Here is a 20150-nt window from a genome sequence, read left to right as displayed (position 1 = left end):
GGGGCGGCTTACGCCTAGTTCAGACCAGTCGGTTATTCCCGGAGGTCGCATGAGCCAGCAGGAGATCAACCGCCGAGAAGCCAAAGTCGATGACGATCCGAAGCTGCTCTCGCCGCCGATCGTAGTCGAACCGCTCTATCAATGTGCCACCGCCGTCCAGATTCTTGGTGGACCACAGGATGCCAAGATTGAGGTCGAGGTCAATGGCGCTGTCGCCGGTGGGGGAATTGTTCAGACCGTACTGCCATCTGGCATCACGATCAGCGTACCGAGCCTGAAAGCGAACGACCAAGTCCGAGCGCGCCAAACGACGCAAAGCGCGCAAAGCGCTTGGTCGGCCCCCCCTGTCATCGTCCGTGACCACACGCAGGACTACCCGGCCGGGCCGCCACGACCAGAGATTTTCCCTCTGCCCTTGTATAAGTGCGGTGTACGCACTGGTGTCAGTAACCTTCTTGTCGGCGGCAATGTCTGGGTGACTGCGGATGGCGTGGAAGTGGGTCGGGTTAACGGATGCGGCAATCCGCAAGGCGTCAACGTCGCTCCGCCGTTTGGTCCGGGGCAAAAAGTTCGAGGTTGGTTCGATCTTTGCGGCGACCCGAGTCCACCATCGATAGAGCATACGACGGGTGCGCCCCCAAGCCCGTTGCCTGCGCCGGTCATCACACAGCAATATGCGGGCGGTAATCAGCTCGATATATCCAATATCGCAAATGGTGCAAAGGTCACGGTCAGGCGAGCAGGCGCCACGGTTGGCACGTGGGGATGTTGGGGCGGCTCAATTCGACTTGGCGGATTTGCGCCGAACTTTTCCAATACCGAATTGGTGGAAGCATTTCAGACGATGTGCCCCGGCGACCCGCCGAGCGGCACCGGCACGATGACAATAGAACCGTGTTCAAATCTTCCGGCGCCGCAAGTCGGGCCGATTCAAGGCGGCGATGCCCAGGTTGTTTTCACGCAATTCGCTGCCGGTGCCCTTCTCAGCGTTTGGGTAAACGGTGTGCCAGCAGGCAAAGGCGGTGGTCCGGTCGTCGTACTCAACGTTGTCATTAGCTTCGGCGACACGGTTATCGTCGCGCAGGATCTTCCAGGCTGTAGCGGCCAACGTGCACTGAAGATCACTGTGCCATGTGTAGATCCTCCGGTCGTCGGCGATCCATCATCGCTAAATCTGTTCCCAGTCGGCGTGATCGACTTTAAGAATGGGCCGAATAAAGGCCGAATCTATTATCCGGCTGATGACGATGGTACAGGGGTGCCGTTCAATACTCGCCTCGCTGCGCTTGGTCGAGTTCCGCTGATCGTGATGGCGCACGGAAATCATGATCCTAATGTCCCGAATTATTTGGGTTACGAGTTTTTTCAAGCCGATCTCGCGAAAATGGGATTCGTGGCGATCTCGGTGGACTGTAATGCCCAGAATGGGATGGGTTACAGTGTCACGATCATCGAAAGACGCGCCGATCTCATTATCGGCGCAATCGCGGTGATGCAGCAGTTCGATGCAGATCCGACGTCGGTGTTCTTCTCGCATGTGGACTTTTCGCGCACCGGCCTCATGGGCCACTCTCAGGGCGGCGAGGCGGTCGTAAAGGTTCCAGAGGTTATCGCGCTACCCGGCGTGGGTATTCGTGGCGTGATCGCGCTCGCGCCCACCGAAGGTGGCGCAACGAAGAAAACACCTGATGGATATCCCTTCCTGACTATTCTCCCGGCGGCGGACGGCGACGTGTGGCCCAATGATGGCGCCATATATTATGATCGAGCCATCCCCTCGCCGTTCAAGTCACAATTGTTCGTACATTTCACCAACCACCAATTTTATAACCGACAATGGCTTGACGATGATAGCACCTGGCCCAACGCCGCGCCAACTCCAGCCGTGCTTGCCCGCTACGATCATGAGCGGGTGTTGACCGCCTATGGCTGCGCCTTCTTCCGCGCGGCGCTTCTTGGTCACGCGACGACGCCTTATCTTGCGGGCGAGTTGTTGCCGGGCGGGGTGCCCAGCAAGCATGTACACCTGTCATTTGAACAGAGTGGCGTGCTTACCGTGGATAGTCACGAAGACGGCAACGGCATTGGCATGAACTCTCTGAACATGCCGACCCTGCAACTCGGCGGCTTGAGTGCGGACGAATTCGCGTTTCACCAAGGAGGCGGAGCGTTCAATAGCTCATTTTTTGGTGAGAGCATTGGCATGGTGGCGCGGCCAGGTGGAAACGGCCGCCTCTTCGAGCAGGACCTTGGCGGCAAACGCGACGTTACCAAGCACGAGATCTGGATTTGTGCGGCCGAGATCTTTGTTGGCCAAAACAACCTGCCGCCAACCGGATTTCAACTGGGGTTGCGCGACGCCAATGGTACCGAGGGCTGGATAGATTCTGACGATGTGGGTGGGTTGCCACGCCCCTTCCCACGCAATCCTGCGACGATGAAGACTATGTTGAAAACGCTTCGCTTCAAGTCCGGATGCTTTGGTCAGAACCAAAAGCTCGACTTGACGTCCGTAACCACTATCCAGCTTCGCTGCAATCGTAGCGATGAACGCGGATTGGCGTTCGACAATCTGCAGCTTGTCGCTCGCTAGGAGAGAGTACCATGTCCACAGATGCTGGGTCACCGATCACTCCACGGGCCCCATTCTCGCTCGATCTGCCAACCATCCGCAAGCTCCAGATTCGACGAGTCCCATTTGAGCCACCGAGGTTGGAATACTTCGAGTCGTCACTTTCGCGCTATAAGGAAGCAATCGAAATCATCGCCGAAACCGATGGGGAGGTTCCCGTGCGGGCCTACGGCCCGGCGCTATTTGTCGGTGATGTTGAACTCAATCAGAGCGAACGAATAGGCAAAGCGACGTGGCGGTGGCTGGTGTTCGAGCCTGAGCATCTAAAGACGGGTGCGCCTATAAGCTGGGGTTGGATGAAGGACCCGGAGACGGCTCGCCAGCGTACCAAATTCCGCTACAAGGTGGAGGGTGGCAGAAGACCTTCCAGAGCCAGACCGTGACATTCGTTGCAATCGACACGCATTCCGCTTAGGCACTTTCCGTCGAAGCAAAGATTGTTGATGCGCGGTCTTTTGGGAATCGGAATTTCCTTCACCGCATGTTAGTGCTTGGAAGATCGTGCGTTTGATCGCTTGTCCCGGCCTAATCGTCATAACACCAACGATGATGAGCGCTGCTTCGCTCATAGCAAAGCCCCCTCCAGTCGCACGAAACACCCGTCCGGAGCTTGCCATCGTCCTGTGTGGTTAGATCGCCTTTCGCTCTATCTTCCCCTAAGCCATTGTCTGTACGGCAATCGCAAGGGTTTGCGGTTCCAATTGCTGAGTACTGACCAAAAATTATATCAAAACATTGGTCAAAACGACGCCAACTTCTGAAGCGTATCGTTTCGCCTATTCATCTATCAACCCGTCGAAGACTTCGAGCACGGCGTCGCTAATGGCCTTGCCGAGCGCGGCCGCAGTCTCCGCCAGTGCTTCCTCATTCATGTCACGAGCGGCCATTGCAAAGGCAGCGCCTTCAACCGTCACGATTTCCTGTGCGCGTTGGATCGTTCACAAGGCAAAGTCGCTGCGGCGGCTGATTTCCACGGTTTCCATGATTTCTCCTGATTTGTTCGAGCGAATGCCTTATAGCGGATTTGGCGGACAATGCAGTCCGGAGAGTCGTTTTGAATGAGCCGGACATAGCGACTGGCGCAGCAGTTCGATCTTTTTGTTGCAAGCGGGACAGGACCCGCGAAAGGGACCGGATCGCCAGCGATGAAACGCCATTCTCCGGCTGCGTTGAGTGAAGACGACATGGTGCGGCACCTCCAGGAGACTGGCCGCTACCGCATCCTGAAAAAGCTCGAGCCCCGTTCTGTCACGACATCCGCGCGACCGGGATTCCCGCTCAAGGGCGTAATCCTTGATACGGAGACCACCGGCCTCAATCCCCGCAAAGACGAGATTATCGAAATCGGCATGGTCGCATTCACATTCGACGCGACTGGCAATATTGGCGATGTCATCGGCGTCTATGGTGGATTGCAGCAGCCGAGCGTTCGATCCCACCGGAAATCACCCGTCTCACCGGCATCACGGACGAAATGGTTGCCAGCCAGATGATTGATCTCCAACAATTGCGCGCCGTGGTCGAGCCGACCGATCTCGTCATCGCGCACAACGCCGGCTTCGACCGCCCGTTCTGCGAGGCATTCTCGCCGATCTTCACCGGAAAGGCCTGGGCCTGCTCGGCCTCCGAGATCGATTGGTCGGCTCGTGGCTTCGAAGGCACCAAGCTCGGCTACCTGATTGGGCAGGCGGGCTATTTCCATGAGGGTCATCGGGCCGTCGACGACTGCTTTGCCCTGCTCGAAGTCCTCGCTCAGGAGAAGGCAGGAACGGGACCAACGCCGTTTGCCGAGATCTATGACGCGAGCCAGCGATCACGCGTTCGCATCTTCGCGGAGAACAGCCCATTCGACATGAAAGATCATCTGAAGGCGCGCGGCTATCGCTGGTCGGATGGAAGTGACGGTCGACCGAAATCATGGTGGACCGAGCTTGTCGAGGACGCCCTCGACGACGAACTCCGCTATCTGCGCTCAGAAATCTATCGGTGGGATGAAGCAGATCCACCGATCAAGCGGCTCACTGCATTCGACCGGTTTAAAGCCTGACGAGCTTTCGCCCTTGGTGTCGTCATGACCGGTACGTCGACGCGGCGGCAACAAACGAGTTCAGCTTGTTCCGCGGAGGCACCGTCCCCGTGAACATGTCGTATCTTGGGCTCGGACTTGAACCCGCAACGCGATATGTGCTGGCCTGACGTATCTCGGCCCGCGTGGTGCCGAGGTTTTGTTGACCCGCTGGTTTTTTCGCGATGGCAAGGACGCCGACTAGGCGGGGATCGCCTTAGGGAGCAAGTACCGATTTCATTTGCCCGGCGTGGCCGGGGGCAATCGTCGTCAGCGGCGACGTAGACGCGGCCAAAGAAGCGGATTAATCTCTGATAAGCAGGAAGACGACACAGGCAATGAGCAGTCCACGAAACATACTAAGCATGCATGCCGGACAGGTCAGCGATATGCAAAATGGCCGGTTCCTGCAGCAGGGCGGCGCAATTTGCTATTGTGACACCCCTAACGGTGAACGTCAAATCATGTTGATTACGAGTCGCGATTCTGGGCGATGGGTAATTCCAAAAGGAAACATCGGCAAACAGGAAACCGCCAGACAGGCGGCGGCTCGTGAAGCGAAGGAGGAAGCCGGACTGGAGGGCAAGGTCGGGAAGAAACCCGTCGGGTTTTATACCTACCTAAAAAGCGAAAACTCGTCGCCGTGCATGGTTGAGGTCTACGCACTCGCGGTGACTCATGCCTCAAAACGGTTCGACGAAAAGGATGTCCGCACACTGGAATGGGTTTCCGTCAACGAGGCCGTTCGTCGCGTTGAGGAACGAGAATTGAAAGGGCTGATTGCTCGCATGGCGGCTTAGCTGTGGCCGCGTGAGGGAACTCCTAGTGTTTCGATGTCGGTTCCGTCAGACTTCGCGCCAAAGCATTCGCAAGCCTGCGATCCGCGCCCACATCTCGAATGATGCGCAACGCTTGGACGGTGGTGAGGTGATACTTCCTCTTGAAGTAACGAACAGCGTAAGGCCGCCCCGCGTCGAGCTCTTGCGACACAGTGGGTTGCTTTTGTTTTTGGCGGTGCATACTGCTTATATTATCAAAACGCTGATAAAATTGCTATACAGACAAAGCATTAGATCAATGTATGGAGTTCCGGGTACCTCCCTTTTTCACGACCGACGATGAACCATGATGCGCCGTGCCGACCGGTAGCGCTACTCACTAAGACACGTAAGTGACGATTAACTGACGCTGAGCACGATTCTTCTCCTGCGAAAGGAAACGAGTCGCGACGGCTCTCGTCGACTTGCAGCAGCAGTGTATGGAGGTGTTGCGCCATGGGAATCCATCAACCTTGGGAAAAAGGCGTCGATCTTTGAGCTTCACGGCGTCGGCAAGTACCGGAGTGAGGGTCCTGCCTTCGAACGAGCCAAGGCGGCTTGTCTGGCGGCGCTGGACGATATCGCGAACCGCATCAAGGCGGAGCAAGCCCGACAGGCGTTCATTGACGCCGCCAACGAAGCTGAGATCTTCGTTCGGAATCAGTAATGATAATCACCCTTAGCGCTAGCTGGCGAGCCCGTACTGGTTTTCAAAGTTCTGTCTTGGTCAAGGCCGGTGGCGCCAGTCCTTCGCGATCATTCCCAGTGCCGTTTCGATATCGGATAGGTGCCAGCCGGCTTGGAGCGCTTCCGGCAAAATGTATTCTAATACGCTCTCCGCGTGGGCCATACCGCCTTCGAAGTGGCGCAAGGCTTCCCTTACCAAAGGCAGAATTGCCTTTTGGCAGTCGGCATGCCGACCAACGTAATTTCCTGATTCGCCAGGTCCCTGCATCTCATTCTCGACGCGCACCACGCCGGAACCTCAATCGGGGCGAACGTTACCGATCCGCGTGTTGCGCGAGGATACCGACCGGCTCCGGTTCCGACCCTGGGGTTTTGACAGTGGCTCTTCCGATTAGGCGGAGGGCCCAAACCAAATCTCGCCTGAGCCAGCCAGCTTCCAGCGCCTTGGGAAGGATGTCATTTAAAACGGTTTCTGCATCGCAAACGCCAGATGGTGATGAACGTAAGGCGGCGATAACAAGGGGCAAGATTGCGTTTTGGCAATCTAAATAGCGTCCGGAATAGAACTGAGCACCGTTTGGTCCGCGCATGTAAGTCTCCTCCTGCACAGACTAGAATGCGCCGGTTTCCGGGGGAGTCAATAAACTGCAACGGGCACAAATCGTTTGGTTTGATTTCGCACAACTCAGATGGAGCAGGCGTTCATCGATGCGGCAGACGATGCGGAGATCTTTTGTTCGGGATAGGTGACCAGCAACTGCTACACGGGTAGGTGTGCCTGTGCGCTAGGATGATCAATCCACGTCTCAATGTCCGTGGCGTTAACGTCTATGTGCACATCAAGCCTGTCGCAATGATAGGTGCCTGCGGCTTTTGGCCCACCGATCTCGTCCCACGAAATTCTCATCGCGATCTCCTCTCGCCGTCCACGCCTCAGTCGCGTCCCAGTTCTCTTTTCCATTATCGTGGGCTGTCGGGGACATTCCTTATCATCGCTTATGACGTATCCTTCCGTGTTCTGATGTAGAGCGCGTTGAGCAAATCCGTCATGTCGTCAGCATCGTCCAACGTCATCTTGATCATCACGCGGTCTTTGTAAACGACGGGCAGTCCGGTGAAGATGTCATAGACCGTCCAGCTTGCGTCATCCTCGCGGCGAAGCATGTAACGGTTTTCGGTGCGGTCTGGCATAGTAGACCTCATCCATTGGAGCGAAAGCGAGCAACCGTTAATGGTTTGCACTTCATCGCTTACGGTTTAGGCGTCTTCGCTGGGGGTCTCATTCGGCCAATGGTCGTCCGGTGAGCCAGGCGGCACGTAAAGCGCCTTTTCGTCCCGTATGGCTCGATCTACAGCCTCAATCCTTGCCTGCGTGTCAACTAATCCCGCAAAGCTATCCATGCCGGAACTCTTGTTTAAAGCGTTGGCCGCATGGGACCTGCGTTTCGATACAAGAAACTCACGGACCTTCTGTAATTGCTCAATATGCTCGTTCATAATTTCCCTCCCTCCAGCCGGGGAGGGAAACACACTGACAATCAGGAGTCCAGTCACCCAATGATGTCGCTACCGGTTGTAACGAATATCCTCGTCTGCCCCAGCTCCCAAATCCCAATGGTAACCGCCGTGAACTCCTTGCCAGTGTCGTCTCTCTTTATTCGAATGCGCGTCCCATCGTGGGCGGCCTTAATAACTTCCGCGGCACCAAAGATTAAGCCGGCGCCTATGGTCTTCCCGGCCGCATCTTGAGACAACGAAATCTCAAACTTGCACGGACCAACCTCCGCCCGAGCGCGGTGGGCCTAGCGAAGAGGAGGGCGTTTGCGGTGGAGCGCAGGGACATGACTTCAGCGATTGAGTTCCGCTATTAATTGCGGATCGTCGGTCCGACTGCTTTCAAGGCGGCCAAGCATTGCAGCCGCCCCGTCGCTTATCGATCGTGAATGTCGGACGTTTGCTTATCCCGAAGCGGCGAACATGACCGCCAATGGCGGCACCATTGACACCAGACAACAGACTGATCTACCTGAAAGGCTTTTTGCGTCGCACGGAATTATGTTGCTATGCAGCAACGATTTTGGGAACAAGGTTCCTAAAACGCATACAAAATGTCATACTATTGAAATTTAATTCTACTAATTTTTGTTACCTAATTGACAAGGTCGACATGTAATGTACTTTCAAACCCTGTCAGCCGATCGGTCAGACCGAGATGAAGAGGAGAGGGTTTTGACTATTTTCACAAGTATCTTGTCTCTCGTTTCCATCCGCAAAGTGCACGGTTGTCGCGATCGAATGTGACGCAAACCGCGTCCCTTCGGATCTCTACCAAACAGTATTCTGCCTTGATCGGAGAATTCGGTGATGAAGCAGGTTGTCGAATACCAGGGTGTCCCGGTTGGTGTTCTCATACCGCGTGACGGCTGCCTTGCCTTCATGGCGGTGAAATACAATGTCATGGAGCTTGATGGCAGACGCTTTTCGTCAGCTGCCGAAGCGTGCGAAGCGATAAGAGCGCATGGCCACAAACTGCCGCCCTTGCAGCCTGGGGCTTCCGATGGGTTCGGCTCGTCTGCAAGGCATCACCGGGGCGGCGAATCTTCCTGATCACGAGAACCGCGGCCACAGTTCTTGAAAAAAGCTGACACCATTGGCAGAACGCACGGTGGGATGGTGGCGGACTTGGATTGTGCCGTTACGGTTGTTCGAGGACCTTCGTCGGCGGTGGCCCGCGATCGTGCGCCTTGGCGCCAGAGTGCCATAGCGCATCCGCATGCGGCGTCTCGATCTCCCAAGCCGTGCCTGTGGCATCGAAATTGAAGATAGACATCATGGTCTCCCGGCCTTTCTTCGCATCGGCGTTGCGACGTCCGTTGTCTCGTTTCAGCGGTCGATCACTGTCATCGAAGTCTCTGGCCTTCTATGCCCATTTCGAGTCTAAGGCGGAGCTGGTGCGTGAAACCGTTTCGGAAGCGCTCGGGGATCTGTCGAAACAGGTGGAGGACGCCATCGCCGCCGGCGGACTTGCGGCGGCTATCGCAGCCTATCTCTCGACCGAACATCGGGACGATCCCACACATGGCTGCTCGTTTGCAGCGCTTCTGCCGGAGCTCGCGCGTCAGCCAGCGGCGGCGCGCCAGATCTATACGGAACGATTCCTGGCCCTCGTCCGCCAGCTGGCATCGGCCCTGCCGCCGCAAACCGCCAATCCCGAGGACACCGCGATGGCCATGTTTGCCACCCTTGTCGGCACGCTTCAGCTTGCCCGCACCCTGGAGGACACGGCATTATCGGCTCGCATGCTGGCAGCGGGAGCAGACGCGGCGCTGCGGCTTGCGGAGCCGCGCCAAGGCGTCGCAACCGCGTAGTGTCCAGCAGTTCGCCAGACTCGTTCACTGCAAGTTGTGATTAGCGACATTGAAGTCGGAAACGTGGTCTATGCCTCTGTCCGGTGAGTCTAACGCCCGAGCAATGGAACCAGCAGCCGACGTCATGTCGAAAATTCAGAGTTGGGAACTGTGAAACGTCGGATGGACGTTCGGCCGCATGAGACTTGCAGTGAAGTTCTGGTGCAGTCACTGAAACTATGGGTGCAACGGGCTCGCTCGAAGGTGCGATGAACTTGGCAACCCATACGACGACAAAAACCACTCGTCGCTATTCACGCGGCGAAGGTTTGGAAGCGTGTCGCAAAATCGCTATCGCTCGTGTTGAAAGCCGTAGTGAACCGCAGTGTGGCGCACTAAAATATGAGTCTATTAACCAATTGAATTTCATAAGATTTCTGGATGCGGGTGAAGGAAATCGAACCCTCGTATTCAGCTTGAGTAGCTGCCAGAACCATCAATGATTTCAAGGTGGCATTTCACTAGGTGTGGTGGGGAGATGGTATCGTGGAAGCGACATCTCTACATCACTTTCAACACCACGCATCCCGGTTCCACAAGGCAAATCGTTTCCCGGTCCGTATCGCCCAGAAGGCGAGCTGAATTAAAGTCGGTCTCAATGGTCGTCCGATGGATGCGCGTCAACCCAATCAACTGGCAATGCTGAACGGCATCACCGCTGCTTCAGAACGATCTCAAGGAGCATGATCGTTTGACCCCTAGTTACGGCTGATGGAGCACCGACGCGGGACTGACGAACCATAGCGGGCTGTGGTGGGTTGCTACGGTATCCATCAATGGCTATCTGGCTGCTAACCGTGCGCGTTCGGCGAACAAAAAAGGTGCATTCCGCATGATTCCAAGTTTCCTCGTCACTCATTCCGGCGGCTTCCATGCTGACGAATTGCTGTCCAGCGTTATTCTGACCCGACTTTTCCCACAGGCGCGGCTCATCCGCAGTAGGGCGCTGGAGTGGACAACACCTGGTCCGGACCGGATCATCTACGATGTGGGCGGCGCGTACGACGCCGCCAAGCGGATCTTCGACCACCATCAGCGCGGCGCGCCATTGCGGGACGATGGCCAACCGTACAGTTCATTCGGACTGATCTGGAAGCATTTTGGCCGCGATTATCTGGCCGGCCTCGATCTTCCCGACACCCATATCGAGACCGTGCACGCTTCATTTGATGTGAGTTTCGTGCTGCCGATCGACCTCGTTGACAATGGCACGCTCAGCCCCGCTAGTGCGGGGCCGCTTGCCGGACTTACTCTACCTGCCCTGCTCGAAACCCTGAAGCCAGTCTTCGATGAGCGAGCCCCGGATGCCGACGATCACGCCTTTCATGCCGCCATGGCGATTGCCCGCAGTTTCGTCGAGGCGAAGCTTGCCGGCAGCCACGCCAAATTGCGAGCCGCGGCGCTGGTAGCGCAGGCAATCGAGGATGCCGGCCAGAGCCGTATTCTGGAACTGCCGGCGGGCATGCCATTTCGCTCGGCAATCGTCAAAGCAAGTGCCGATCAGCTGCTGTTTGTCGTCCATCCGCGCGAAAATGATTGGTGCCTGACCGGCATCCGCCGCGAGGAGGAGGGGTTCGGACTGCGGGCCGAACTCCCCGCCGCCTGGGCAGGCTTAACCAATCATGACCTCGAGCTGGCAAGCGGCGTCGAGGGTGCGAGCTTCTGCCACAATGGCCGCTTCATCGCAGCCGCCAAAACCCGAGAGGCCGCACTCGCGATGGCAGAGATCGCAGCGAGGGAGGCAATCTCCATTGAATAAGGTATAGATTGGATGAATGAAGGGGATTGGGTGAATTACTCAGGCGTGGCGATTTTGCGTCCGTTGAGCGTGAATTCGACCGTGCGTACCAGCAGTTGGAACGTGATCCACACGCCGCCGTCACGGCGGCGTGTGAGATAATCGAAACCCTTTGCAAAACCTACATAGAGACGTTTGCACTGGAGCTGCCTTCGAAAATGACTGGTGTGCTCCTTTGGCGAACTGTACAGGGGCATCTTGGCTTGAACCCGGACGCAACACTTGCTGAAGATCAGAGAAAGATGCCGCAGGGACTGGCGTCGGTTGTCGACGGAGTTGGTGCATGCCGGACCCATATCGGCTCCGCACATGGCAGAGGGATCTCGCCACCGAAGATAGATGTTTTGGAAGCTAGCTGTTAACGCGGCCTATACACTCGTGACCTTCGTCATGGAGATGTGGCACAACGACGACCGGCAATAATACCGGCAAAAGGATTGCTTTGGAGAACACCTATCATTATGTTCTCAAAGTGAAATCTAACGGCATAAAAAGCGGCAAAATATGGTCACCCTAGCGAGCATCGAACCACTGCTACCCGAAGGCAATAGAGAGCTGGAAGATGTCGCAGTCGAGCTGACTTCTGCGGCTAACCGCTTCGCAGCACGGCTGCACCCCATTATACGGGCGTCGGTCGGTGACCTCGTGCGCTCGATGAACTGCTATTACTCGAATCTCATCGAAGGACACGATACACTTCCTATCGACATCGATCGCGCAATGGCAGGCGAGTATGCGCGAGAGCCAGAGAAGCGGAACCTTCAACTTGAAGCGCGCGCGCATATTGAAGTGCAGCAGCTAATCGATAGAAGTGAGATGCCCTTTCCTGTTCTGTCGCTCGAAGGCATCTGCTGGATGCACGGAGAGTTCTGCCAGCGGCTTCCTGATGACCTTTTGATTGTCCGCAATCCAGATACTGGCGAAGAGATCAAAATGGTTCCCGGGCAGCTCAGAACGCTGCATGTGAGGGTGGGTGACCACATTGCGCCTGAGCCTGAAATGATCGAGCCCCTCATTGCAAGGTTCGTTGAGGCCTATTCTTCCAAGATGCTTTCCAAGCTGCAGAAGATTATCGGGGTCGGCGCATCCCACCATCGTCTCGCATGGATCCATCCGTTTTTTGACGGCAACGGGCGTGTCTCGCGGTTATTTTCGCATGCTCTTTTGCGAGATCTCAGGATTGGCTCAGAGCTGTGGTCGGTGTCACGAGGCCTCGCTAGAAACGTAGCCGATTACAAACGCTTGCTCGCCCAAGCCGATCAACCCAGGCGTGGGGATCTAGACGGGCGCGGGAATCTCACGCAAGCCGGCTTAGCCGAATTTACCACCTTCTTTCTATCGTGCTGCTTGGACCAGGTCACATTTATGGAGGAACTCCTCAAGCCAGAGGAGCTGCTGAATCGCGTAGAAGTGTGGTGCAACGAAGAAGTTCAAATGCAACGGCTCCCAAAGGGAAGTTGGCCGCTATTGCGTGAAGCCATTCTTGCGGGTGAATTTGTGCGCTCACAAGTACAAGTTCTGACTGGGTATCAGGAGCGGCAAGCCCGAACGGTCTTATCCAGCTTGCTAGACTACGGTGTGCTCACATCGCCCAGCCCGAAAGGAAAAGTCCGTCTCGGGTTCCCGATCGACATAATCGAGCGATGGCTTCCGCGTCTGTACCCCGCCGTTCGTTAGTAGTCTTAACCATAGAATTTTTGCTTCAGCATCGACAACAACCATGCGGGGGCACCTTCGAAAGAAATTTCACTTTCGGCCCACTGTGACCTCTAGAGTGGCGAGCTTGATGCCTGTTATCACGCGGTGGTTGTATGAGGTGCAGTGACGGGGAAGCTTATCTTCATTGAAGGACCAGACGGCGTAGGTAAGACTACGACAATCGAAAATTTGAAGGAAAAGCTGGAACGTTGGCCCGAGCCCTACGAGTTTCTCAGCTTCCCGGGCAAAGCAGAGGGAACGCTCGGGAGCCTCGTCTAACCTGCAATTGGAGCAACGACGCTAACGCCCTGTGACAATTTGCTGCGTTTGCATGCGCATTAGCTGGGCCGCTTCAAAGCAAAGGCGAATTTCTCCGCCATTTCCAACTTCCCTAAATCTACCTCCGTGGGGAAACCTAGACTTTCCAGATGGGAGACGAGAATGCCGGTTGCAATGTTACCCGCGGCGCCTGGCGCGTACGGGCAACCGCCGAGGCCGCCTGCTGCGCTGTCGAAAGTCCGAATTCCCCGAGCGAGGGACACGTCGACATTGGCCTGGGCAAGCCCAGATGTGTCATGAAAGTGGCAAGCGAGCATTGAGGCGTCAATCGAATCAAGCACGCATGCCAACATTTGATCCACGCTCTCGGGGGTTGCCCGGCCAATCGTGTCGGCCACGGCGACCTCGTGGCATCCTAACTTCAGCAGGCTGGCTGACACTTTAGCTGCCGCTTCCGCAGCGATCTTGCCCTCATAGGGGCATTCGACCGCGCAGGACACGTATCCGCGCACTGGAACATCGCGCATACGTGCCAGAGCAAAGATCGGCACAAAGCGCTCAAGGCTTTCTGCAATTGTGCAGTTGATGTTCTTGCGAGCGAAAGTCTCCGATGCACTGGTGAAGACCGCGAGCTCATCTGCGCCTGCGGTGATTGCTGCGATAGCGCCTTTCTCATTCGGTACGAGTACTGAGCGAACCAGCCCGGCCTTTTTCGTTGCCCGCGTCATGACATCGGCATGATCGGCCATTTGCGGGACCCACTTTGGCGAGACGAATGCGGTGACTTCGATGCGGCCCAGGCCGGCATCAGCCAACAGGCGAATGAGTTCCAGTTTTTCGGCGGTTGATACCGGTGACTTCTCGTTCTGCAGCCCGTCGCGTGGCCCCACCTCGATGATCTTTACCCTTCGATCCGCGGTCATCAGTGAACCGCCGCGTACATGATGGTTCGTTCGGTGGCAATGCGGCGATCCATTTCCTCGACGATCCTGCCCTGCCTAGCGATCAGGATGCGGTCCGATAGACTGAGGATTTCGGGCAGGTAGGAGGATATGACGGCGACCGCGATGCCATCGTCCGCCAGCTCATTGATAAAAGCGTGAATTTCAGCGATGGCGCCAACGTCCACGCCCCGGGTTGGTTCATCGAATATGACAAGCCGCGGCTTCTGAACCAGGGCTTTGGCGATCACCACCTTCTGCTGGTTGCCGCCCGAGAGCTCTATGACTTTGGCGTTTGGATCGATTGCCTTGACGTTGAGCCGCTTGCGCCATTCCTCGGCGACCTTGCGGGCGTCAGCCATTGACACGCGTTGGAAACCGCCAAATGCCTGGCCACCGATCTTGCCCATGTAGATATTTTCTGCAATGCTCATCGTCTCGAAAAAGCCTTCGGCTTTTCGCTCCTCAGTCACATAGACGATGCCGTCGCGAACGGCCGGCGCGGGAACCAGATACCGCTTGGATTGGCCATCGACCTTGATCTCCCCGCCGTGAAACATGTCGCGCTTGAGAACGCCGGAGACCACTTTGAGCGTCTCGGTCCGGCCCGAGCCGACCAAGCCGAAGATGCCCGTGACCTGCCCCGCATAGAGCGAGAAGGATGTGTTGCGGACCATGCTGCCCATCGAGAGGTTCTCGACGGACAGGATTTTTTTGCCGCGCGCGCGTGGCGGACGCTTTCTGGCTTCGTTATAGATCTCGTCGGTCAACGTTCGCCCGACCATTGCCTGAATGATTTTCTCGCGATCGAAGGCCGAGGTAACGTCGGACGCCACCAGCTTTCCGTCACGCAGGATCGTGATCCGGTCGGCAATCTGCAACGCTTCCTCGAGAGCATGCGAGATGAAAATGATGGAGACGCCGTCTTCCTTCAGCTTACGGATCAGATTGAAGAAGTAATTCTTTTCCTCGGGCGTCAGCGTTGCCGTGGGCTCATCGAAGATGATCACCTTGGCCTTGTGATGAACCGCACGTGCGATTTCGACCATCTGCTTTTGCGCGGCACCCAGCGAACCGACAATTGCAGAGGGATCCACATGGAAGTTGAGCGACTGCAGGAACTGCTGCGCCGAAATATAGATGCCCCGCAGGCGATTGAGGAACTTCTCGTTTCCGAGATAGATGTTCTGGGCCACGCTCATCGACGGAACGAGGCTGTTTTCCTGGTAGACCATGGCAATGCCCTTGGCGAGACCCTCGGCCGGCGTCGCGAGGCTCTCTTCCTTGCCATCAATGAGGAGCGTTCCGGCACTCAGTGGGTAGACACCCGCGATGATCTTGGTCAGGGTTGATTTTCCGGCGCCGTTTTCGCCAAGAAGCGCATGGATTTCGCCACGCTCAAGCTCGAAATCGACATCCGAAAATGCCGCGATTCCGCGAAAGTCCTTCGTTGCTTTGCGAAGTTCGACAATTGGCGTCATCCCAGGCTCTCCAGTTCAGCAGTCAGATTGTCTGGTTCGCTCATGTCAACGTGATCGAGTGAAATCACTTCGCCCTTGCCCTTTGAGGTCGCCAAAAGCGTGCCGTCCAGTTCAAGCGTCGATGTGATACCGTGGCGCGAGCCGTCCGCGCGGCTATGCGCACTCCACACAGGCTGGGCCTCTGCGTCCAGTCGCAGGATCAGGCCGTAGGACCGTGTCGGGGCCCAGGGCTTGTGGATACCAAGGCGGATCACGCCGCCCGCTTGCAATGGCTCCTTGAAGCTCCGGCCGCTCGAAAGGGCCGGCGCGATCCAGAATTCCGGATCGATGGTAGCCATCATCTCTCGTCGGTAGCGGTCCTCGCGCAGCACGAACTCCTGAAGCTGCGAACGCACCGCAAACAGCGACAGCCAGTAGCCACCGCTTGGCGAGACCATGATACGGCCCGGATAGGCAGGTAGGCCGTCGAGGACTGTATCCATCCCCGAGCCGGAAAGATCCATCGACACAATCCGATGCTTCCAGGCCTCCGAGACCAGCATAGTATCGGCACCTTCCACGCAGACGCCGGCTGGATAGGCGAGATTGCCCTTTAGTTGCCGCGTATTGCCGCTGTCGATATCCCAGACCCACACCGAACCGGAGCGCCCAAGAGCGAGCAGATCACGGTTCCATTCGAGTGTCGAGTGTTCGCTTGACCCGCTGCAAACGACCAGCCTGTCGTCATCTATGAACGTTGCGGCGGTCGGGCAAATGAAGGCAACGCCTTCCTCCAGGGTCGGCAATGTCTTGCCATCGTGCCTGCCGCCGGTAATACGAAAACCACGACCCTCGAGACCGATTGCCATGCCGCCGCCGGGTGATCCGACGAGGGATGTGACGACGGCGTCGTAGCGCGCATGCGGCTCGAATACTCCCTCTGCACCGAGGCGAAGAACCTCCATGCCGGAGGTCAGGAACACATCTCCTCCGATAGCGGTGATATTGTCGGCCTCGGGAATGGTTGCGATACCTCGGCTCCGTTCCAGATAGTCGTTCGGCTTCAAGGCGCCGTCCATGACCGGTACAGTGATGGAATGTTCGCCCCGGCCGCCCATGAGCCCGTCCACGATGTTGCGAACTTTTGCCAGAATGCTCATTTTGCGGCTCCCAATAAAAGGACTGGGATGTCCAGTTCGGGTCGGCATCGGGGAGCTTGAGGCGTCCGATGCGGTCGTTGTAGAGGCCGCCGAGATAGAGGTAGCCTTTGTGTTCCCGCATCGAGGTTACCATCGGATGGTTTTTGCCGCCGAGATCCCAGAGCGACTCGACGATCTCACCGGTGGCGGTGAATTTCAGCACGCAGCCGGTGTTGATGTTGGGAAAAAGCCATTCGTCGCGCGCGACGCGCTTTGCCATTCTCTTGCGCAGCGAAGGCATTCGGAGAGCAAGGTCCAGCGCTGGCGAACGCATGCCGACCAGAGCGACCCAGAAACTGCCGTCCGACGCCTTGTTGATGTTGTCGGGATAACCCGGAAGATTGGCGATAACGGTCTCCGACGTGCCCTTCTTCGGGCCGTCGAACCAGTACCGGTTGATCCGGCAGCCCCAGGTCTCGGCAAAGAAGAACGACTGGCCATCACCTGCCATGCACACACCATTGGGGAACTGCAGGTTTCTGAGGATCGTCCTGGTCGATCCGTCCCTGGGGTCGTAACAGATCAGGCGCCCGTTGCCGCGGCTTTCAAGCGCGTCGGTTGCCCAATCATGCATGTCGTAGCGGATGGTGGCCTCGGAAAAGAAGATGCGGCCATCCGGAGCAATATCCAGATCGTCGGCGAGCTTGAGGCGGCTGTCGTCAATGACGGAAAGTAGTGTGCGATTTGTCTCGTCGGTCAGTTTGCGAACCGCGCGATCGGGTGACACCTGGTAGAGCCCCATGCCGCCGATGCAGACATTGAGATTGTCGCGCGCGTCGAAGGCGAGCCCGAGCGGATGCCCTCCGATGTGGGCGAACACTTCCCACTTTGTATAGTCCGGTGCAAAGAACCGCACGATATCGCCATGCCGGTTAGGGCAATAGAGATTGTCGTCACGGTCGAAGATGACATCCTCCGGGCCTTCGACCTCACCCTGGCCGATCAGCGACACATCCTTCAGCCTGTCGTTCAAGGCATAGGGGCTTTGCGATCCGGCATTGGTCTCCGGCAATGCCGGCAGCCGGAAGTAGGCGGGCGATACATAGACCTTGTTGAGGAGCTTGTGGCGGTTCTTCAGCCACCGGACGTCGATTGCGACGACCAGCAACAGGATGATCCCGAGGATCATCGAGCTGATGCCGCCGCTGATACCGATCCGCACCATGCTGTCAGTCAGGATCAGCACGACGAGCGCGCCGAGCACGGATTTCACCACGGATCCGCGCCCGCCACCGAGGCTGTTGCCGCCCAGAACCGCTGCGGTCAACGCGGCGATTTCCAGGCCGACCCCGGTATCCGAGCCGGCGCTGCCGAGCCTTGCGGCAAAGAATATGCCGGCGAGCGACGCCAGTAGGCTCGACCACACATAGGTCATGAAGACGGTGAACTTGACGCTGAGGCCGGCGTTGTAGGCAGAGCGCCGGCTGCTGCCGACCGCCGTGATGTGCCAACCCGCACGGGCACGGGTGAGCACGACATGCCAGAGAACGATGACGATCGCCGCCACGACAAAAGCAAAGGGGATACCGAGGATCGAGCCTTCGCCGATGAAGAACCACAATTCGGAATCGGGAAATGTCGCCGAGATCTGAACAGCGTAGCGCAGAATGATGATATCGACGATCGAGCGGATGATGATCAACGTCACGAGCGTCGTAAGAAAGGCTCGGATCCTGAGATAGCCGATCAGGAAGCCGTTGATCGCCCCGCACATCGCGCCAACGCCCAAAGTGGTCGCCACACTGGCCCAGACCGGCCATCCCAGCAGATTGATGCAGATCAAAGCCGTGATGTTGGCGAGCGCAAATACGCTGCCGACCGAGAGGTCGAGGCCGCCAGCCAGCAGCACGATTCCCATCGCCACGACCACGAGCGCGAATTCGGACAGCTGCCGCGACGTTTCCGTCGCACTGGACAAAGTGAAGAAGTGCGGATCATGCAGCAGGAAAAAGCCGATCGTCAGGATCGTCGCAAAGACGGGAACTGCATTGTCGCTCCAGCGCTTGGTGAGAATTTCCCCAAGGAGTTTTTCCGGAAAGATCCGGAAATAGAGGCGTTCTATCGCTTCCATCGGCGTATCCTAAACTGCATGAGTGAATAGAGGCCACCACGCGAGCGCGGTGGCCTGATTGCAATGCTACTTCTTGAGGACGTCGAGATCCCAGCAGCTATTGTTGGTCATGGTGTCCTTGCTGATGATCTTGTTGGGCGTATAGAGCGCGAACTTGACCTCGCCCGCCGGCGCCTTGGATTGCAACAGCACCTTGATCGTGTTGTTGAGATCGCGACCTTGGCCCTCGACGTCATAGGAAATCACTTCGTTGAAGGTGCCGTTTTCGACGCCCTGGCACGCAGTCTTGTTGCCGCCGCCCGAGGTGATCAGGTAGATGTCCTTGCCGGACTCCCGGATCGCGGCACCCGTGCCGGCATCCATGGCATCCCAGAAGCCGATGATGCCGCAAAGATCCGGATGCTGCTGAATGACGGTCTGGGCAATGGCGCGCGCCTTCGACTGGTCCCAGTCGCCGGTCTGGCTCGACACGATCTGGATGTCGTCATGGCCTTTGAGCGTCTCGGTGATCGCATTCAGCTGGTAGACGCTTGCCGCTGCGGTGGCAGGTCCTTGGATGAGGGCGACCTTGCCGCTCTTGCCGCTTGCCTTGCCGCATTTTTCCACCATCCGATTGGCGGCGTACTGGCCGATGCCGTACCAATCCGCGCCGACGAAGGCGTCGGTCTGATAGCTGGATTTCATGTTGACCTGGATCACCTTGATACCAGCGGCCTCGGCTTTCTTGAGCGTACGGGCATACGAAGCAACGTCGAAATTCTGGACTACAATCACGTCAGGCTTTTCGGTGATCGCCTGAGTCAGTGCGCGCGTACCGGTATCGGTACTCCAGTTTGCGTCACGAACGTCCAGTTGGTAGCCGAGCCGGGTCGCTTCCTTTTTCATGATCGCCGCCCACCCTTCGGGCAGGTCGAAGCTCATCGACATCGGCACGAAAATGACCTTCTTGCCGGCCAGCGAATCGAGCGTCGGCTGGCGAAGCTCGTCGACCATGCCCTCCTGCGCATGCGCTGCGGTAAACGAGAGCAGGCCTGCGAGTGCTGCGGCTGCGGCATATTTCATTATTGGCATGTCAGTTCCTCCCTGTTTCATGCT

The 20150-nt window shown here is 57.1% G+C and carries 18 protein-coding genes and 1 pseudogene; 10 read left to right on the top strand and 9 right to left on the bottom strand.

The genetic code is table 11. From position 1 onward, the window contains the following. The first annotated feature begins 49 nt into the window (after positions 1-49). Both ACXHRN_RS27240 and ACXHRN_RS27235 read left to right on the top strand, forming a co-directional pair. Entirely contained in the window at positions 50-2593 is a 2544-nt protein-coding gene (locus ACXHRN_RS27240; protein WP_488642225.1) for an alpha/beta hydrolase, read from the top strand. 11 nt (positions 2594-2604) lie between these two features. Continuing rightward, the gene (locus ACXHRN_RS27235; protein ID WP_488642224.1) at positions 2605-3015 is read left to right on the top strand and encodes a hypothetical protein; all 411 of its coding nucleotides are present in this window, start codon (positions 2605-2607) and stop codon (positions 3013-3015) included. Positions 3016-3408: 393 nt separating this feature from the next. Here ACXHRN_RS27235 and ACXHRN_RS27230 read toward each other — a convergent pair whose 3' ends face one another. Continuing rightward, the gene (locus ACXHRN_RS27230) at positions 3409-3546 is read right to left on the bottom strand and encodes a hypothetical protein (RefSeq protein WP_488642223.1); all 138 of its coding nucleotides are present in this window, start codon (positions 3544-3546) and stop codon (positions 3409-3411) included. A 231-nt stretch (positions 3547-3777) separates the two neighbouring features. Here ACXHRN_RS27230 and ACXHRN_RS27225 point away from each other — a divergent pair. The 3 genes and pseudogenes from ACXHRN_RS27225 (at position 3778) to ACXHRN_RS27215 (ending at position 6182) form a co-directional block, all read left to right on the top strand. After that, a pseudogene (locus tag ACXHRN_RS27225) lies at positions 3778-4679 on the top strand (3'-5' exonuclease). A 383-nt stretch (positions 4680-5062) separates the two neighbouring features. Further along, on the top strand, positions 5063-5497 hold the full coding sequence (locus tag ACXHRN_RS27220) for an NUDIX hydrolase (RefSeq protein WP_488642222.1): 435 nt from the start codon (positions 5063-5065) through the stop codon (positions 5495-5497). 454 nt (positions 5498-5951) lie between these two features. Continuing rightward, positions 5952-6182 carry a DUF982 domain-containing protein gene (locus ACXHRN_RS27215; protein ID WP_488642221.1) on the top strand — a complete coding sequence of 77 codons (231 nt, stop codon included), beginning with the start codon at positions 5952-5954 and terminating at the stop codon, positions 6180-6182. A 60-nt stretch (positions 6183-6242) separates the two neighbouring features. Here the strand turns inward: ACXHRN_RS27215 and ACXHRN_RS27210 are convergent, their stop codons facing one another. From ACXHRN_RS27210 to ACXHRN_RS27200, 3 genes are all read right to left on the bottom strand, one after another. Beyond that, the gene (locus ACXHRN_RS27210) at positions 6243-6491 is read right to left on the bottom strand and encodes a hypothetical protein (protein WP_488642220.1); all 249 of its coding nucleotides are present in this window, start codon (positions 6489-6491) and stop codon (positions 6243-6245) included. Positions 6492-7198: 707 nt separating this feature from the next. Further along, the gene (locus ACXHRN_RS27205) at positions 7199-7393 is read right to left on the bottom strand and encodes a hypothetical protein (protein WP_488642219.1); all 195 of its coding nucleotides are present in this window, start codon (positions 7391-7393) and stop codon (positions 7199-7201) included. Between the two features lie 66 nt (positions 7394-7459). After that, a complete protein-coding gene (locus ACXHRN_RS27200) occupies positions 7460-7699 on the bottom strand; it encodes a hypothetical protein (RefSeq protein ID WP_488642218.1) in 240 nt (79 codons plus the stop codon). 867 nt (positions 7700-8566) lie between these two features. Here ACXHRN_RS27200 and ACXHRN_RS27195 point away from each other — a divergent pair. Beyond that, entirely contained in the window at positions 8567-8809 is a 243-nt protein-coding gene (locus tag ACXHRN_RS27195) for a hypothetical protein (RefSeq protein ID WP_488642217.1), read from the top strand. A gap of 88 nt (positions 8810-8897) precedes the next feature. Here ACXHRN_RS27195 and ACXHRN_RS27190 read toward each other — a convergent pair whose 3' ends face one another. Beyond that, a complete protein-coding gene (locus ACXHRN_RS27190; RefSeq protein WP_488642216.1) occupies positions 8898-9035 on the bottom strand; it encodes a hypothetical protein in 138 nt (45 codons plus the stop codon). A gap of 118 nt (positions 9036-9153) precedes the next feature. On the opposite strand from ACXHRN_RS27190, the gene ACXHRN_RS27185 reads away from it, so the two are divergent. From ACXHRN_RS27185 to ACXHRN_RS27170, 4 genes are all read left to right on the top strand, one after another. Continuing rightward, on the top strand, positions 9154-9570 hold the full coding sequence (locus ACXHRN_RS27185) for a hypothetical protein (RefSeq protein ID WP_488642215.1): 417 nt from the start codon (positions 9154-9156) through the stop codon (positions 9568-9570). Between the two features lie 871 nt (positions 9571-10441). Beyond that, on the top strand, positions 10442-11368 hold the full coding sequence (locus tag ACXHRN_RS27180) for an MYG1 family protein (protein WP_488642214.1): 927 nt from the start codon (positions 10442-10444) through the stop codon (positions 11366-11368). Positions 11369-11394: 26 nt separating this feature from the next. Beyond that, positions 11395-11769 (top strand): abortive infection family protein, encoded by a 375-nt coding sequence (locus tag ACXHRN_RS27175; RefSeq protein ID WP_488642213.1) that lies wholly within the window; start codon positions 11395-11397, stop codon positions 11767-11769. 142 nt (positions 11770-11911) lie between these two features. Continuing rightward, positions 11912-13084, top strand: coding sequence for a Fic family protein (locus tag ACXHRN_RS27170; RefSeq protein WP_488642212.1), 1173 nt, complete (start codon positions 11912-11914; stop codon positions 13082-13084). A gap of 359 nt (positions 13085-13443) precedes the next feature. Here the strand turns inward: ACXHRN_RS27170 and ACXHRN_RS27165 are convergent, their stop codons facing one another. From ACXHRN_RS27165 to ACXHRN_RS27150, 4 genes are all read right to left on the bottom strand, one after another. Further along, a complete protein-coding gene (locus ACXHRN_RS27165; protein WP_488642211.1) occupies positions 13444-14307 on the bottom strand; it encodes a hydroxymethylglutaryl-CoA lyase in 864 nt (287 codons plus the stop codon). After that, complete coding sequence (locus tag ACXHRN_RS27160; protein ID WP_488642210.1) at positions 14307-15806, bottom strand: sugar ABC transporter ATP-binding protein; 1500 nt, start codon at positions 15804-15806, stop codon at positions 14307-14309. The genes ACXHRN_RS27165 and ACXHRN_RS27160 overlap by 1 nt, the downstream gene beginning before the upstream one ends. A 723-nt stretch (positions 15807-16529) precedes the next feature. After that, complete coding sequence (locus ACXHRN_RS27155) at positions 16530-19055, bottom strand: ABC transporter permease (protein ID WP_488642209.1); 2526 nt, start codon at positions 19053-19055, stop codon at positions 16530-16532. 66 nt (positions 19056-19121) lie between these two features. Further along, positions 19122-20126 (bottom strand): sugar ABC transporter substrate-binding protein, encoded by a 1005-nt coding sequence (locus ACXHRN_RS27150; protein ID WP_488642208.1) that lies wholly within the window; start codon positions 20124-20126, stop codon positions 19122-19124. Between the last annotated feature and the right edge of the window lie 24 nt (positions 20127-20150).

The organism is Shinella sp. OV683 (assembly GCF_057787725.1).
Note: the sequence above shows the minus strand (reverse complement) of the source record. Positions and strands in the feature narration are given on the sequence as shown.